The organism is Mucilaginibacter sp. (genome assembly GCF_025359345.1).
Classification (GTDB): Bacteria; Bacteroidota; Bacteroidia; order Sphingobacteriales; family Sphingobacteriaceae; genus Mucilaginibacter.
On the sequence record NZ_JANYGQ010000026.1, the window covers coordinates 175,649 to 191,876 of the forward strand.

General features: G+C 45.3%; 15 protein-coding genes. 3 read left to right on the forward strand and 12 right to left on the reverse strand.

What is annotated here, in order from left to right:
* Positions 1 to 25: 25 nt before the first annotated feature.
* From Q0R52_RS17280 to Q0R52_RS17295, 4 genes are all read right to left on the reverse strand, one after another.
* Complete coding sequence (locus Q0R52_RS17280) at positions 26 to 1,060, reverse strand: alpha/beta fold hydrolase (protein WP_295796448.1); 1,035 nt, start codon at positions 1,058 to 1,060, stop codon at positions 26 to 28.
* A 278-nt stretch (positions 1,061 to 1,338) separates the two neighbouring features.
* Complete coding sequence (locus tag Q0R52_RS17285) at positions 1,339 to 1,920, reverse strand: dihydrofolate reductase family protein (RefSeq protein ID WP_295796450.1); 582 nt, start codon at positions 1,918 to 1,920, stop codon at positions 1,339 to 1,341.
* A 389-nt stretch (positions 1,921 to 2,309) separates the two neighbouring features.
* Positions 2,310 to 2,804 carry an SRPBCC domain-containing protein gene (locus Q0R52_RS17290; protein WP_295796451.1) on the reverse strand — a complete coding sequence of 165 codons (495 nt, stop codon included), beginning with the start codon at positions 2,802 to 2,804 and terminating at the stop codon, positions 2,310 to 2,312.
* A gap of 11 nt (positions 2,805 to 2,815) precedes the next feature.
* Positions 2,816 to 3,127, reverse strand: coding sequence for a metalloregulator ArsR/SmtB family transcription factor (locus Q0R52_RS17295; RefSeq protein WP_295796453.1), 312 nt, complete (start codon positions 3,125 to 3,127; stop codon positions 2,816 to 2,818).
* A gap of 296 nt (positions 3,128 to 3,423) precedes the next feature.
* Here Q0R52_RS17295 and Q0R52_RS17300 point away from each other — a divergent pair, with 296 nt between their 5' ends.
* The gene (locus Q0R52_RS17300) at positions 3,424 to 4,329 is read left to right on the forward strand and encodes a DUF6340 family protein (RefSeq protein WP_295796454.1); all 906 of its coding nucleotides are present in this window, start codon (positions 3,424 to 3,426) and stop codon (positions 4,327 to 4,329) included.
* Here Q0R52_RS17300 and Q0R52_RS17305 read toward each other — a convergent pair.
* Both Q0R52_RS17305 and Q0R52_RS17310 read right to left on the reverse strand, forming a co-directional pair.
* Positions 4,301 to 4,765: a GNAT family N-acetyltransferase gene (locus Q0R52_RS17305; RefSeq protein WP_295796455.1), complete on the reverse strand. Its 465-nt coding sequence runs from the start codon at positions 4,763 to 4,765 to the stop codon at positions 4,301 to 4,303. The genes Q0R52_RS17300 and Q0R52_RS17305 overlap by 29 nt on opposite strands.
* Positions 4,766 to 4,866: 101 nt before the next feature.
* Positions 4,867 to 6,408 carry an acyl-CoA carboxylase subunit beta gene (locus Q0R52_RS17310; protein ID WP_295796457.1) on the reverse strand — a complete coding sequence of 514 codons (1,542 nt, stop codon included), beginning with the start codon at positions 6,406 to 6,408 and terminating at the stop codon, positions 4,867 to 4,869.
* Positions 6,409 to 6,561: 153 nt separating this feature from the next.
* On the opposite strand from Q0R52_RS17310, the gene Q0R52_RS17315 reads away from it, so the two are divergent.
* Positions 6,562 to 7,797 carry a sodium:proton antiporter gene (locus tag Q0R52_RS17315; RefSeq protein ID WP_295796459.1) on the forward strand — a complete coding sequence of 412 codons (1,236 nt, stop codon included), beginning with the start codon at positions 6,562 to 6,564 and terminating at the stop codon, positions 7,795 to 7,797.
* A gap of 115 nt (positions 7,798 to 7,912) precedes the next feature.
* On the opposite strand, the gene Q0R52_RS17320 is transcribed toward Q0R52_RS17315, so the two are convergent.
* From Q0R52_RS17320 to Q0R52_RS17330, 3 genes are all read right to left on the reverse strand, one after another.
* Complete coding sequence (locus Q0R52_RS17320; RefSeq protein WP_295796460.1) at positions 7,913 to 9,088, reverse strand: MFS transporter; 1,176 nt, start codon at positions 9,086 to 9,088, stop codon at positions 7,913 to 7,915.
* A 117-nt stretch (positions 9,089 to 9,205) separates the two neighbouring features.
* Entirely contained in the window at positions 9,206 to 9,703 is a 498-nt protein-coding gene (locus Q0R52_RS17325) for a hypothetical protein (protein WP_252788358.1), read from the reverse strand.
* Between the two features lie 79 nt (positions 9,704 to 9,782).
* Positions 9,783 to 10,490, reverse strand: a complete 708-nt coding sequence (locus tag Q0R52_RS17330) for a DsbA family oxidoreductase (protein WP_295796462.1) — start codon at positions 10,488 to 10,490, stop codon at positions 9,783 to 9,785.
* Between the two features lie 86 nt (positions 10,491 to 10,576).
* Between Q0R52_RS17330 and budA the strand changes: the two genes are divergently transcribed.
* Positions 10,577 to 11,380, forward strand: coding sequence for an acetolactate decarboxylase (gene budA, locus Q0R52_RS17335; protein WP_295796463.1), 804 nt, complete (start codon positions 10,577 to 10,579; stop codon positions 11,378 to 11,380).
* A 110-nt stretch (positions 11,381 to 11,490) separates the two neighbouring features.
* Here budA and Q0R52_RS17340 read toward each other — a convergent pair whose 3' ends face one another.
* The 3 genes from Q0R52_RS17340 to Q0R52_RS17350 all read right to left on the reverse strand — a co-directional run bounded on the left by Q0R52_RS17340 (position 11,491) and on the right by Q0R52_RS17350 (position 16,212).
* On the reverse strand, positions 11,491 to 12,621 hold the full coding sequence (locus Q0R52_RS17340; RefSeq protein WP_295796464.1) for an aminotransferase class I/II-fold pyridoxal phosphate-dependent enzyme: 1,131 nt from the start codon (positions 12,619 to 12,621) through the stop codon (positions 11,491 to 11,493).
* A 149-nt stretch (positions 12,622 to 12,770) separates the two neighbouring features.
* Entirely contained in the window at positions 12,771 to 14,855 is a 2,085-nt protein-coding gene (locus Q0R52_RS17345) for a pitrilysin family protein (protein ID WP_295796466.1), read from the reverse strand.
* A 25-nt stretch (positions 14,856 to 14,880) separates the two neighbouring features.
* A complete protein-coding gene (locus Q0R52_RS17350; protein ID WP_295796467.1) occupies positions 14,881 to 16,212 on the reverse strand; it encodes a pitrilysin family protein in 1,332 nt (443 codons plus the stop codon).
* Positions 16,213 to 16,228 lie beyond the last annotated feature (16 nt).

Genomic DNA, 16,228 nt, shown 5'->3' on the forward strand with positions numbered 1-16,228 from the left:
AGCCTGTAGTTTCCCCAGCCAAAACTCATTCCCCCAAAAACTTCCCCGTTGCCTCAATTACACTTTTCTCATTAAAAATCAGGTGTCCTAAATCGTTATCCATAACAATTAATTGGGCCTTTGTCATTTCGGCAAATTTTATGGCGAGGGTTTGGTTTATAATATGGTCCTGTTTGTTGGCAATGATCAGCAGTTTTGCTTTTATTAGTTTAGCGGCATTCTCCAGTGATCCACCGGCTTTGGTAGTAATATCTTGCTTCATCACCGCGTCTGTTTGCCACAGAAAATTATTGGCATCAACTTTAAACGGATTCTTTTCGAGCGATGCAAGGTACGCGGACAAACTATCTGCAGGTACCGCATTGTTCAAATATGCAGGTGTAGTAAGTATTAATTGCATCATATGGGTGGCCAACCGCGAATCGGGATTAACCGTATAATTGCCGGCATGATAAGCCGTGTCGCTTTTTACCGCCGCTTTATAAGTGTTCATCCACAATAGGTCGTAGGTAGTAAGTTTCGGTGTGCCTTCAATTGCGACTACTTTGTCCATAAAATCAGGACAACTTACTGCCCATTGTAAGGCCTGGCATGCACCCATGGAACCGCCCACCACAGCGGCTAAATGATGAATATTCAGTTTATCGATAAGCATTTTATATTGGGTGTTTACCATGTCGCGTATGCTAAATTGCGGAAACGACGTTTTTGGCTGACTAACACTGTTACTTGGCGAAGATGAAACGCCATTACCCAAAGCATCTACCAATATGAGGTAAAATCGGGTGGTATCCACCTCAGTACCCGCACCAAAAAGTTCCATCATAGCCGTTGTACTACCGCCGGATGTAGGGTATATCAACGCGTTAGACCGGGTTGCATTTAGTTTCCCAAATGTGCGGTACCCAATTTTACAATCAACAATATGCTGACCATTTTCCAAAGTAAAATCGCCGAGCGCTGCGTACTGTTGCCTGCCGCCGGTTGTAGCCTGTGAATATGCATTTTGCCTTGTCGCCAGTTGCAAAATGACAACTAAGAAAAGTATAGCCTGTTTCATATGGATATAGTTTTTGTTTATGATTTGTTTCAGCAGGGTCTCTCAAAGAGGACCCTGCGGGGATTGGAAATTGCAGCTCACGCTCTTTCCGCGCAGCGAAGAGATGGTCGACCAGCAAAGCGTGGTCGGGGAGAGTCGACGCCAGTGCATTTGCGTTAACGCCGCTCGTATATCGACTCACCCGGTCATTGCTTCGCTCGACCACCCTCTCTGCTCCGCAAAGAGGGAAAAGCCAGTTGACTAGTTCCGGCTATGAACCATGAACCATCAACTATGAACTACCCAACCGGCACATATTTATTAACTATTTTCCCGCTCTTAAAAGCGACTGAACTTTGCAATTCCAGCACCTTTCGCTCCTTAAAAATGGACAGACCTGCACCGATGGCAATTGGGTTAACGATAAGGTAATATTCATCAATCAGGTTGAGGCCAACCAGCGAGCTGACAAAATCGACGCCGCCGTAAACGATGATGTCCTTGCCGGGTTGATTTTTAAGGGCCTTTACCGTTGTTTCCAGGTCGCCGTTTTCCACTTCTATGTTGGGGTCGGGCACGCTTGTTTCGGTGTGGCTAAAGGCTATTTTGCGGTGGTCGGCCATAAGCTGCCCAAAAGGCTGCCAGGGGTTTTCAGGCTGTTTGGCCACATCTTCCCAGTAACCCACAAAACCAGCACCACCAAGTTTGCGGCCCAGCAGAATGGTATCGCAGCCGGCGGCCAGCTCTACGCCAAACGCGATAACCTGTTGTAAAGCCTCAGGGTCCTGCTTGCCGGGTATAAACACCCAGTCGTTCTCACCGTTCGGACCAGCAACGAAGCCGTCGAGGGTGGTTTGCATTTGTAATTTTAATTTTCGCATTGTGATTTTTCTTTAATTCATTGTGTTTGTTAAGTATTCTGTCTCAGCAGGGCCCCTTGCCGGTTTAAGTTAACTCACAAAAATTCCTCAAATATTTGAAGGGCCATCGGCCCGGAACACATTGTAGCCAAGGGTTTCAACCCGTGGTAGATTGATTGAAAAAATAAAGAGTGCCGTCGGCACGAGCCATATTTAGGTGTAAATATTCCAAAATATTGGTCGAACCTACGGTTCTGAATCCATTTCGTCTTTATTCCACGGGTTGAAACCCGTGGCTACAACATCTGGCCGAGGCTACGCCTCTTTAATTCACCTAACCATCTGCTGCAAAATCCGCATATTTTTTATGGGTTAATGTAAACTTGCCTGAAACCCTGCGGAAACCGTATTTATTCCGAAGCCAGTAATTCATCCAGGTTGTTAAAGCTCGCGCCAGTACCCTGTTTGAAGCCCCCATCCATGAACATTTTTATGGTAGATTCTTCTTCAAAGGTTATCACCGAAGCCACTTTTGACCTGTTACCGTCAATAGATAGAAATTTAGTATCGCGGTATGATTTTGGCCCGCCAGCAACCGGGTTGCCATCCCCGTCGCAAAACATACCTGTTGTTGAAATTGCACTGCCATTTTCTATCGCGGTAAATAATGCATAAACCCAGAACCGCTGCCCGTCAGTGCCAACCATGGCGTAAAGCCATACGCCGCCAACGGTAAAATCCCATGTTTTGGTTTCGGCCGTCCATGGTTTTGGTGCGATCCATTTCTCGATCAGGGCAGGCTCTGTCCAGGCCCGCCATACTTTTTCAACCGGTGCATTAAATTCACGGCTTATATAGATCTTTTTAGCAGCAAGGTCTGGTTCGAACACAAAGTTGTTTGTCATAATTTTTTGGTTTATAGGTCTTTTAATAAGTCGTCTAATTGGTCAAAACGGGTCTCCCATAACTTGCGGAAAGATTCCATCCAATGGTCTATCTCTTTCATTTTATTAATATTTAGCTGGTAATAAATCTCGCGGCCGCGTTGATCCTGGTCAACCGCGCCGCATTCGGCCAGTATCTGTATGTGTTTTGAAACCGCTTGCCTGCTGCTGCCAAAATGCCCGGCAATGGCATTGGGCGTCATGGCGCCTACGGTAAGCAGGGTGAGTATGGCCCTGCGGGTGGGGTCGGCTATGGCCTGGTAAATATCTCGTCTGATGTCCATTTGCAACTATTTGATTGCAAATATATTTGCAATTATCTGGTTGCGCAAATTTTTTTGAAAATATTTTTTGAAATGAGGTTGATATATGGGCTGGCGTATCAAAACTGTTACTTCGCCTCACCTAAATCCTCTCCAAAGGAGAGGACTTAAGCTTCGCACGCGAAAATATGCTTTTTAAGCCCCTCTCCTTTGGAGAGGGGTTTGGGGTGAGGCGACCGCTAGCTTATATCGAAAAAGCCAATCGGGAATTACAACGGAATTAAACCCTCAACCGGGTTTGCTGTCAAACGGATATCATGAAGCTTTTATCACCGATACTTATCCTTTTCGTTTTTCTATTTGCATCGTGCGGGGCGCCGCTATACGTTTCTGTTCCTGTTGAATATACGCCGCATTCTTATTTTCGTAAAGACTCTACGACGATAGTAGTAATCAACCGGTTTGATGCGGATGCACTAAAAATCGGCAACAAAAAAAAGCTCGCCGTTTTTAAAACAGGAGCTTTTACAGCCATCAAATCGGCTGCTAAACAATTGGGACAATTACAGCATGTAAAGACCATTAACCTTGTCGATTCCGCCGATTTTAAGGTGAATACTGATTCGATAAAGCTGATCGCAAAGAACTATAAAGCCGATTATGTACTGGCGCTAACGAATTTCAACGCCGGTATTGAGATGAATGAATTCGATGGCTCTGCTAGTTTTTACAGTTCCAATGTGGCGGTTAATTTCCTGTTATACGAGCACAACGGAATTTATTCCAAAAAACTCGATGGCATAGCCAGCGACCCAATGGCCGACAAGCTATCCAACAACCTGCTGGCAGTAATAGCTCTGGAGCCTGCCGTAGGGCGTAACAAGGCGACAGTAAACAGCTCTGCGGAGCATGCAGTGCAAATTGCCCTTCGCGAATATCTCCCATACGCTATAACCCACAACAGGCCACTTTATAACGATGATTTTTTGATGCCGGCCGTGAAGGAAATAGTAGCACATAACTTTGAAAAAGCCGATAGCCTGCTGCAGCCTTTTCTACAGGATAAAGTTAAGGTGCGTGCAAGCAAAGCCGCGTATAATCTGTCGGTAGTATATGAGGCAGAGGGTGATGTAGGTGCGGCCATCAACGCTGCACAGCAGTCGTCTGATTTATTTTTTAACGAGTACGCGACTGCTATTTTGTATGATTTGAAACAGGAGTAATTGGCTTTTCCATTACTTCGTAGTCGATCCCCTTTTTTGTAAAGAACCTGCCGGTTTGCACAAAACCCAGCTTAAGATAAAACGCAACCGCATCAACCCGTGCGTTACACCAGATTAGCGTGCCGCTGTTTTCTTCGGCGTATTGGGTCATGTAATTTACCAATAATGTGCCGAGGCCTTTGTGTTGGAAAGATGCATTAACCGCCAGCTTACGGAACTGGAATGAGGTGCCGTTCTGAAACAGCGAAACAACTCCCGCCAGTTTATTTTCCGTAAAAAGCCCGAAATGGATGCCATCAACATCTTCCTCCATTTCCATTTCACGCTTGGTCAACGCAGGGTACAAAATATCCCTGCGCAGTTGCCAGGTATGCTCCGGGCGGATTTGTTCTATTTCGGAATTCGGATGTTCGATTTCGGAATTATCAATTTGCATAACGTTGATAACAATTAGAAAAGGCAGTTTAGTCCTATTACAGAAATTTTAAATAATAAATATTCCCAAATCCGAAATCGAAAATCCGATATCCGAAATTCTTACAACGGGATATTCCCATGCTTCTTCCTCGGATTATTCACAACTTTATTTTCCAGCATTTTAAATGCGTGAATTAGCTTGAGGCGCGTTTCGGCCGGCTCAATTACTTCATCAATAAAGCCACGTTCGGCAGCGCGGTAAGGGTTGGCAAAAATTTCGGCATACTGTTGCTCTTTTTCGCGCCATTTGGCTTCCGGGTCTGCGGCCGAGGTTATTTCCCTTTTAAAGATGATCTCTGCCGCGCCTTTGGCGCCCATTACCGCAATCTCGGCAGTTGGCCAGGCGTAGTTCATATCGGCGCCTATGTGTTTGGAGTTCATTACATCGTACGCGCCGCCGTAGGCCTTGCGGGTAATAACTGTGATGCGCGGTACAGTTGCTTCGCAAAACGAGTAAAGCAGCTTGGCGCCGTTGGTGATAATGGCATTCCATTCCTGGTCTGTACCCGGTAAAAAGCCCGGTACATCTTCAAACACCAGCAACGGAATGTTAAAGCTATCGCAAAATCGCACAAACCGCGCGCCTTTGGTTGATGAATGAATATCAAGCACCCCGGCTAAAAACGCGGGCTGATTGGCGACAATACCAATACTGCGGCCAGCCAAACGGGCAAAGCCAACCACTATGTTTTCGGCAAAATCTTTATGTATCTCTAAAAACGAACCCTCATCAATCACATGGTCAATCACCTCGCGTATGTCGTAAGGTTGCGACGCATTTTCGGGCATTATGGTATTCAACTCCTCCCGCAATTCGTTCTTTATCTCGTACGGGATGTTCGGTGCAACATCCTCGCAGTTTTGCGGCATGTAGCTCAGCAGGCGTTTTACGTTTTGGATGGCTTCGATCTCGTTAGCACATGCAAAATGGGTTACCCCCGATTTGGTGGCATGGGTTGTTGCACCGCCTAACTCTTCGGATGTTACCACTTCGTGCGTTACGGTTTTTACCACGTTGGGGCCGGTAACAAACATGTAGCTGGTGTTCTCCACCATCAATATAAAATCGGTAATGGCAGGCGAATAAACCGCGCCGCCGGCACAGGGGCCCAATATGGCCGATATTTGGGGCACCACGCCCGATGCCATGGTGTTTTTGTAAAATATATCGGCATAACCGCCTAACGATACCACACCTTCCTGTATACGCGCGCCGCCTGAGTCATTGAGGCCTACAACGGGCGCTCCGTTTTTCATGGCGAGGTCCATTATTTTGCAGATTTTCTCAGCATGGGTTTCAGACAGCGAGCCGCCGAAAACGGTAAAATCCTGCGAGAAAACATAAACCAACCGGCCGTTTACCGTGCCATAGCCGGTTACCACGCCATCGCCGGGGTATTTTTCTTTTTCCATCCCAAAATCGGTTGAGCGGTGCGATACCAGCATGCCGATTTCCTGGAATGAGCCCTCATCCAATAAAAAATGTAAACGCTCGCGTGCAGTAAGCTTGCCTTTTTTATGCTGACTTTCAATACGCGCCTGGCCTCCGCCTAAAAGGGCCTCTTCGCGCTTTTTGTTCAATAATTTTATCCTGTTATCCACAACATCGGTTTAAATAAGTCCGGATTCCGAAAAAGGCCGGAAGTCCGAAAGATAGAAATTAGTCTACGTAAATAATAATTGATGCCAAAATTAATAGGAATACGCTAACCGGCAAGTAAACGAATGGCCGAAAAAGGTTAAATTCGTCGGGCGATGACTACTTACCATATCATATCTATCCTTATTTTACTAACGGCAATTTTTGCCTATGTAAACGACAGGTGGATAAAATGGCCGCCTACCATAGGTATTATGGTGATAGCGCTGCTGTCGTCCATCCTTATAGCCATCTTCGGCAGTTTAATTCCGGGGTTTTCGTCGAAAGCACTGCTGCTGGTATCAAATATCAATTTTGAGCAGGTACTGATGAAAATAATGCTGGCATTTTTACTGTTTGCCGGCGCCTTGCATGTTGATGCCAACGAACTAAAAAAGGAATTCTGGCCGGTTATGCTAATGGCTACCATCGGCACTTTTATATCTACTTTTTTAGTAAGCGTAATGGCTTATTATCTGTTTGGGGCCTTTGGCCTGCAAATACCCTACATCTATTGCCTGTTGTTTGGCGCCTTAATTTCACCAACAGACCCCATAGCCGTTATGGGCATACTAAAACAGGCAGGCATCCCCAAAACGCTGGAAGTAAAAATAACCGGCGAATCGCTTTTTAATGATGGGGTGGGCGTAGTTGTTTTTTTAACGATTTTTGAAGCCGCTGTAAACGGAACGGCTAAATTTTCGATAGGTAATACCGCACTGCTTTTTTTAAAAGAGGCAGGGGGCGGTTTATTATTTGGGGCGATACTTGGCTACGTTGCGCATCTGCTTATTAAATCAATCGATAATTACCGGGTAGAGGTTTTGATAACCCTAACTGTTGTAATGTGCGGGTATTGGCTAGCAGATTATCTTCATCTGTCGGGGCCGCTTGCAATTATCATAGCAGGTATCATAATGGGCACTAAAGGCAAAAGTGAAGGGCTTTCTGAAACATCGCGCGATTACCTTGGCAAATTCTGGGACCTTACCGATGAAATATTTAACGCCATACTTTTCCTGTTGATTGGTTTGGAAATGCTCGTGATAAAAGTTAACCCTACGATTATGATAATTGGCGGCATAATGGTTGGGGTAGTTCTATTTGCCCGACTACTTTGTGTTGCCGTGCCGGTTCTGTTTTTAAAAATCTGGATAAAATTTGAAAAGAATGCCATCCTGATGCTTACCTGGGGAGGCCTGCGCGGCGGGCTGTCAGTAGCTATGGCGCTTTCAATACCCGAAGCTATGCACCGCGATGAATTTGTTTTGATAACCTATGTAATTGTAGTGTTCTCTATCGTAGTGCAGGGATTGACGATTGGGAAACTGGCGAAGATGTCTGAAGTCTGAAGTCTGAAGTCTGAAGTCTGAAGTCTGAAGTCTGAAGTCTGAAGTGACATTATGTTAAGTCGCCACCGGAGTCGGTGAAATCATGCTCCAATCGGTGAAATCAAAAAAATAGAAATCACAGTTTCGCCCGCGTAGATAATACCACTACGCTCATGCCCATTATCGCTATAAAAACAAATGAAGCCCGCAGCGTGGCAAGCCCTGCGATAAAGCCTATTACCGGCGGCCCAATCAAAAATCCTATAAAGCCAATGGTTGAAACTGCTGCCAGCGCAACTCCAGGCGACATTGTCTTTGATTTTCCGGCGGCACTGTAAACCATGGGCACTACTGACGATACGCCGACACCTACAAGCATAAAACCGGCCATAGCTGTATAAAGATGCGGAAATATAACAGCCGTAAGTAAGCCGGTAACCGTTAATGAGCCGCTAACCTGCAATGTACGCTTTAACCCGAACCTGGCGGCAAACAAATCGGCGACGAACCTGCCGCCTGCCATGGTGAGCATAAAGGCCGTAAAACCTGCGCCTTGCATGGCAATAGGGGCATCCACTACTTTTTTAAAGTAAATAACGCTCCAGTCGAACATGGCGCCTTCGCATATCATGGAACAGAAAGCAATACTGCCCAACGTTAGCAGCGGGAGCATTAAACGTAAACGCTCCAGGAGTTTAATTTTAACAGCAGAATCTATTTTCGGGGCGCCAACATCATCATATAAATATCGCGATGCTATGGTTACACCCAAAGCAAGTATGGCCAGCACAATTACAAAATGATGAAAGGGATTGATGTGATTAGCTATCATTATGGTGCCTATACCCGCCCCGGCGAACCCTGCCAGGCTCCACAAACCATGGAATGAAGCCATAATCGGCCGCTCGTACATACGTTCGGCAACAACGGCCTGCGTGTTTACAGAAATATTTACCGCATTGCTCGAAAAGCCGAAGCAAACCAGGCCGACAATTAACTGGAGGGTGGTTTGTGCCAATCCCAATGATATCAAACAGATGCCGTAAACCAGGATGGCCCCCAGCAACACTTTTTTACTGCCCACTTTGGTAATGGCCCAGCCCGAAAAAGGAAGTGATAACATTAACCCAACCGGCAACGAGAATAAAACCGCACCCAAAGCCGCATCTGTTAAGCCCAGGTTTTGCTGAACAGTTGCTATACGCGATGCCCAGCTGGAAAAGCATAACCCAGCCATAAAAAATAAAACTCCAACAGCAATGCGAAGCGTTTTACGGGTATTTGTTGCCTGGATTAAAGTAGTTTCTGTCATTAAAAACGGATCAACTAAGTGTATTTTTTACACTTAGTATTATTAACGCAAATGTACCTGATTTATAGCAGAATTTGAAGGATAGCTTTAATTTTTACGAAAGAATTAGATAGCCGATTATTTGCTGATTGAAAATGAGCCCGGGCAATTCCGGTAAATTTTTGTGTTGTCGTTAGCGTCGGCCATATCTGCTGTAAATGTGCCTTCTATTTTTTTGGCGGTAAATATGGTGACATTGATCTGTGCAGAAGGAGACGGCGCAAGCACAAAATTACCGGCTATTACATCAGGCAGATCGAATGTGCCGGTGGTTGCATTTCTGAATACCAGCGCTATCACATCGGTTTGTGTATTCCCAACGGCGCCTAAGCTAGTCTGCCCGTCAGTAGCGCCTGCAGCCTGCGCCTCGGATGAACCAGCTGGGTAAGAAGTAAACGACGCGCTATTGCTGAAGGTGTAGTTGATGTCGCCTATTTTAATTTTGATGTAGCCAGAAGCTGGCAGGCCGGTGCCAGGAGCTGTTCCGGCAGGATAAATAGGCGGATCCAGTTTACAGCCGGCAAGGCTGCCAATAAAAAACAGGGCGATAAAGATTTTGTAGTAAAGTTTTTTCATGCGGACTTGTATACGTTGCAAATTAAGCGTCGGTTAATATGATACGTAATTGTAAGCCGCGGGGTTACATTATAATTAATTAGTTACAATCGCCATCCGGGCTGCATGATTCGCCTTCAACAGTTTCAAATTTGGGCCTGGGGTTTTCTTTTTGCCAGTCGGCATAGGCCTTTTGAAGCGTTTGTTCAAATACCGGCACAGCCTGTGCGCCGGATACAGCATATTTATTATTCAGCACAAAAAACGGTACGCCCTGTATGCCCAGGTGCTGCGCAGTTTCAATGTCGTGCTTTACGTCAGCCGCGTAGGCATTGCTTTCCAGCACCTGCTTTACTTCGGCAGCATCAAGGCCAATTTGTTTGCCCAGTTCAATTAGTGTGTTATTATCGTCAATATTTTTGCTGTTGGTAAAATAGGCTTTAAACAAAGCTTCCTCGGCGGCAATGCCAAGGCCGTGGCTTTTAGCCAGGTGGCTAAACCTGTGGGCCTTAAAACTATTCGCAACAACAGCTTTATCCATGTTGTAGGTTAAACCTGCCTCGGCAGCCATTTTGGTGACATGGTCGTTCATTTGCTGCGCGTGGTCAATCGTCCATCCTTTTTTATCGGCAAGGTATTGGTTTATATTGATGGTCGGGTCGGTCTCCAAATGGGGGTTAAGCTGAAAACTTTTCCATTCAATTTCTATCTTATCCCTGTGCTCAAATTGCTGTAAAGCATCTTCAAACCTGCGCTTGCCGATGTAGCAAAACGGGCACATTACATCGCTCCAAATTTCAACTTTCATAACCTTCACCTTTTAATACAAAGTTAATTTACTACCTTGACATCCCCGTAAGGGCAAAGTAAAATTTACCGCATCGCAAATTCTATATGAAATCATTACTTAAATATTTTTTTGTTGTAATTTTAATAACGCCGGGTTTTAAATCTGTCGCCCAGCGAAAGGCACCTGTTACCGGCGGCAATCTGTATAGCGCAGGCTATGCGTCTGCGTTTATTGGCGGATTATATGATGCCTGGTATCCATATAAAAAACTCCACCAGCATGGCAATTTTGGCTTGGGTGCGCCGGCTAAACTGGATGGTGAATTGTTAATGCTTGATGGGGTTTTTTACAAAACCCAATACACCGGTAAAACCAGCCCGATTAATGATGCCGACGAAACGCCTTACGCAGTTGTTTGCTTTTTCAAGGCCGCTAAGGTTTATAAGCCAGCGGGGCAGCTAACCAAAGCCGGGCTTTTTAAATATATGGACAGTGTGCTCACCAACCAAAACGGGATTTACGCCATTCACATAAAAGGAAAATTTAAATACGTAAAAACCAGGGCCTTCCCGCCGGTGCAGCAGAAGCCGTATCTGCCGCTTGCTGCCATGCTCGATAAGCAACATTTTTTTGAATTTAACGCTATAAAAGGCGATTTAGTAGGCTATAAGTTGCCTGTCTTTATGGAAGGTCCGCATATTGCAGGCTATCATTTTCATTTTTTGTCGGCCGATAAAACCTCAGGCGGTCACATTATCGATGTAATAGCTGATAATGTAACTATTGAGGTAGATATGCTCAACAGCTATACTATGGAATTGCCGCCAACTACTGATTTCAGAAATTTCGACTTTAAAAAAGACCGCAAGGAAGAAATTAAAAGCGTGGAAAACGGGAAGAAGCAGTGACCAACCATCCCGTCATTGCAATGACGGGAGCGGAGGCTATTCGTTTCATCATGCTTTCGCAGCCGACAGCGAATCACTAAACGCTTTAACCAAAAATTGGTTGTCTGTCCTCAGCATGTTTCGTTTACCTGTAACTTGATGATGCCATCCGGACCTGCGCCGCGAATTATTACCTTATGGTTTTCATAAAGCGCCTTCCTGAATTTTTTAACGTCGGTACCGGCCGTTAACTTAAAGTCGAATATGTTACTGCCGCCTTTTAGTGCGGTAACACTTAGACCGGGTACCTTATTCAGCTTTTCAAAAAGGTCTGTGGCTTGTATTGCGGTTTTCTTTAGCCGGTCTTCCAATCCGTCAAGATGATACAGGGCCATTGCCGCTTTGCTCCAATTGCTAAAGATGGTGCCGCCGTAAATTTTTATCAAATGCTCCATTTTGTCAATCACCGCTTTTTCACCGCAAAGGATAGCACCGCCATCCGCACCCAGGTATTTATAAAGGGAGATGTAAACGGTATCGAAATTGGCAGCATACTCGGCAATGGACGCCCCGCCAAAAGCCGACGCCAAATAAAGCCGCGCGCCATCCAAATGAAGTTTGTAGCCCTTGCTGCGGCAAAACTCCGATATCTTTTTTATTTCCTCAAGCGGTACCTGCCGGCCATCGCAACGCCTTACCGGGTTCTCTATGGCTATCGCCCCAATACCGCTTTTAAAAACCTCGCCTTCATTGGTAAAGTTGATGCCAGCTTTCAGATCGTCTAAGGTAAAATAGGGTTCATTAGGCGCCAGGGGCATTAATCTTTTATTATGGACGGATTGTGCCGCGTCGGCCTCGTCACGATAAATGTGGCTGGTGTCCTGTACAAATATCTTGGTGTTTTCGCCGCTAAGCACCGATATGGCCAGTTGATTGGCCATAGTACCCGTAGGCATATAAACAGCTGCTTCTTTGCCGGTTATTTCGGCAAATTTTTTCTGAAGCGCGGCTAATGTTCCGCCACCACCATATACATCAGCTTTTATCGGATTTTTCTTACTGATCTCCTGCAACTTGGCAAGGTATTCATCCGGCGGATAATGGATGCCATCGTCAGTAAATGAAATTAGCGGGCTTGAAGGAGTATCATTTTTTATTGCGACTTCCGGCGATTTTGCATTAACTGCGAAGGAAGGTAGCAAAGCGGGGACCATTGCCAGGCCCGATAGTTTCAGGAAGTTTCTTCTTTTAAGCTCTTTCATACTGATAATGTTTAATTGTGCAGGGATAGTATTCAATATTAAATATTTCTTTGGGTTTACCCAAGTATAGTCGTTTCAACCAGTGATAATGTTACAAAAAAGGAGCTGCTTTTTGGCAACTCCTTCAAGATTGATATTTTGGTGAATTTTTATTTAAAATCGTCAGCGGTTACACCGGTGTTTATTTTCACATCGGTAATAGTCATTTCAAATGTTTGGTCCTGCCCGCCAGCCGATTGGGTTATCGTTTGTTTGTAAGGGAACATCAGGTTGCCCACTTTGCGGTAATCGGCAAAATCAACTGTAGCGTTTACGCTCGTGCCGTTGGTTACAGTGGTACTTTCGTTTTTTACCAGCAGTTTGCTTTTTACATCATAATATTCGGTCGACGTTTTGCCGGTTGGGTCAGTAACACTAAGCTGGTAAGCATCTGCACCATTTATTTTTTGGATGCCTTTTACCACAAGCTTAAATGCCGGGTTGGTTAAGTAATCAAGCTGTTCGGTTAATGAAGTAAACACTTTTTTCTGAGCCACTTCGTCGGCACCAAGATCCTTTTTGTTGGGACCTTGTTGCTGGTAACCGGCTGCTCCGTCAAACACTTCTTTCATTACCGTGTTGCCGCCCATGGTGATATTCATCATCTCTTTATTAGGCGCCATTTTTTTCTGCGTTACTGCAAGCTTCATACCCTGCATGCTCATATCCATGGTAACCGTATATGATGTCAGTTTTCTTAGCTCAGCCTCACCGCCCAGGGCATTGATATAACCTTTAATCACATCAGCCGGCTTAACATCAGCTGTCGAAGCTGCGGCTGCGCCTTCAACTACAGGATTGGCAAATTTATCATACAGTTTAACCGGGTAGCCGCTTTTCTTTAAGCCTTCAAGCATCTGTGCGGCACCGCCTACAACCACCACACGGGTGTTATCGTAGTTAAAATACTTTTGTGCCACGCGCAAAATATCATCGGCAGTTACTGCATTTACTTTTTGCAGGTAAGTTTTGTAAAAGTCAGCCGGCAAATCGTTTATCAAAATATTGCTGGCAAAAGTTGCAGTACGGGCCGGGTCTTCCAGGCCTAAAGCAAACGAGCCGTTGTACAGCGCTTTGGCGTTGGTTAGTTCTTCGTCAGACACCTTTTCTGTACGGATTTTTTTAATCTCGTTCAGCATTTCGGTAACTGCGCTGTCAACCTTGGCATTCCGTACCGAGGCCGAAGCATCAAATGTTTCCTGGAAACGGCCGGTGCCTAACTGCGAATATGCGCCATAGGTAAAGCCATGCTTTTCGCGCAGGTTCATAAATAAACGGCTTTCGGCGCCACCACCTAAAATATAGCTGGCCAATATTGCAGGGAAATAATCCGGGTTGTTTTTCTTAAGGTCGATAAGGTTAATTACGTTAATTTCCGACTGTACGGCTGTAGGCACGTCAACCACATCAATTTCAGTTTTGGCCGGGTTTGGTACTTCTGCAAGTTTGGCAAGGCTAAGCGTTGCGCCTTTCCAATTACCCAGTACTTCGGTAGCCAGTGCCTTTGCATCAGATGGTTTAATATCGCCAATGATGGTTAAATAACCCCTCGATGGCGTAATATATTTGCTATAGGCATCTTTAACATCCTGTAACGTAAGGGCCTGTATGCCTTCTTCGGTCTGAAATTCGCCTTCCGGGTGGTTTTTACCATAAACCAGTGCGTTGTTTACACGGTTTGCAATAGCAGGCGCACTTTTGGCCGAGGACTTTAAACCGGTTATTGTCTGGCTCTTCAACTTATCAAATGATTCCTGGGTAAATGCGGGCTCTTTCAAAGCGGTGCCCATTAACGTAAACGCTTCTTTAAAATAACGGGTAAGCGCAGAGGCATAGCCACCGGTAGAGCTAAGCCCTATGTTGGCACCCAACTTTTCGCCTGCTTCGTCAAATACAGCCTTCGGCATTGTTTTGGTTCCCTCGTTCAGCATTTGCCCCATAAGGCTAACAACGCCGGCTTTGCTACCCTCGGTTACCGGGCCTAGATCAATTAGATAGCTGGCGTTTACCTTTGGCAGGCTGTGGTTTTCAACAACCAAAAGGGTAATGCCGTTGGGCAGTATGTATTTAACCGGGTCCTTTATGGTTAAAACCGGCGCAGGGCCTGGTTTGGGTTGTTTAGTACGGTCAATAGTTTGCGCCTGTGCATATTGCAGCAATAATGCCCCGGCAGCTATAATTATATATTTCTTCATGACTTTCTTTTCGTGATGTGGTTAATTATTGGGCTTTACCTTTTCCGGGCAAATAATACAAAATAAGGCGCTGGTTAGGGTTAAGGTATTTCCTTGCGGCGTCCCTTATTTCTTCCCTTGTTACCGAGCGTATTTCGGTCAATTCCTTATTAACATGGCCGGTATCTTTATGGTAAAAAGTGTAACCGTTGCTCAGGTTTTCAGCAAGGCCCAGCATACGGGTGTTAGCGCTTACAAAGTTATTTTCAAACTGATTCTGTAATTTCTGGTATTCTTCCGGACTGATTAAGTCAGCCTGCAGCTTTTTAATCTCTTCGTCCATATCTGGCAATAGCGATGCAGGGTCGGCGCCACCGTTTGGTAATGCGCCAACAATGTACATGCCGTAATCTTCAAGGGCGTAATTAAACGCAACTACCTGTAGCGCGTTCTTCTTTTCGTCCACCATCTTTTTGTACATGCGCGAGCTTGCACCACCCGAAAGCAGGGTAGATATCATCTGCATCACTTTCGAATCATGACTGTCACGACCGGGCACGCGGTAGGCCTCGATCATAAATGGCAATTGGATGTTAGCATCGTAAGCGGTATCAACAATTTGTTTGGTGATTGGCGCCTCGTCAACTTTTTTGTAAACCACGTCGGCGCCTTTCGGTATATCGGCAAAATACGACTGCACCAATTGTTTGGTTTTAACAATATCAATATCGCCCGCTATAGTTAATACGGCGTTGTTTGGCACATAATATTTCTTAAAAAAGTCTTTAAACTCGTCCAATTTGGCGGCGTCCAAATCTTTCATCGAACCAATTACACCGTTATGGTATGGGTGTGTCGGGAACAATCCCTCGCTTATGTAAGTAATTAAATTGCCATAAGGGCGGTTATCCAAACTCTGACGTTTTTCTTCTTTTACTACCTCGTTTTGGGTTTTTACGCCAATTTCGTTTATTACCGGGTGCAGCATGCGCTCACTCTCCAGCCACATACCGGTTTCCAATTGGTTCGACGGAAACACCTCGTAATAAAAAGTACGATCCTGCGTGGTATTGGCGTTGTTTTGCCCGCCGTTTGCCGATACTATTTTAAAAAACTGGCCGCGCTTGATGTTGTCGCTGCCCTCAAAAAGCAGGTGCTCGAAAAAGTGTGCAAAGCCGGTACGCCCTGCAGCCTCATTTTTCGACCCTACGTGGTACATAACACTCACCACCGCTACCGGCGCTTTGCTATCCTGGTGCAGAACTACGTGCAGTCCATTAGGAAGGTCGTATTCTGTAAATTCTACCTTTTGCGCTTTGGCTTGTAAGCCTAAAAAGGCTACTGCGAGGGCGCAAAAAACGTTTTTATTTAATTGCATATTTAATTATTGATTT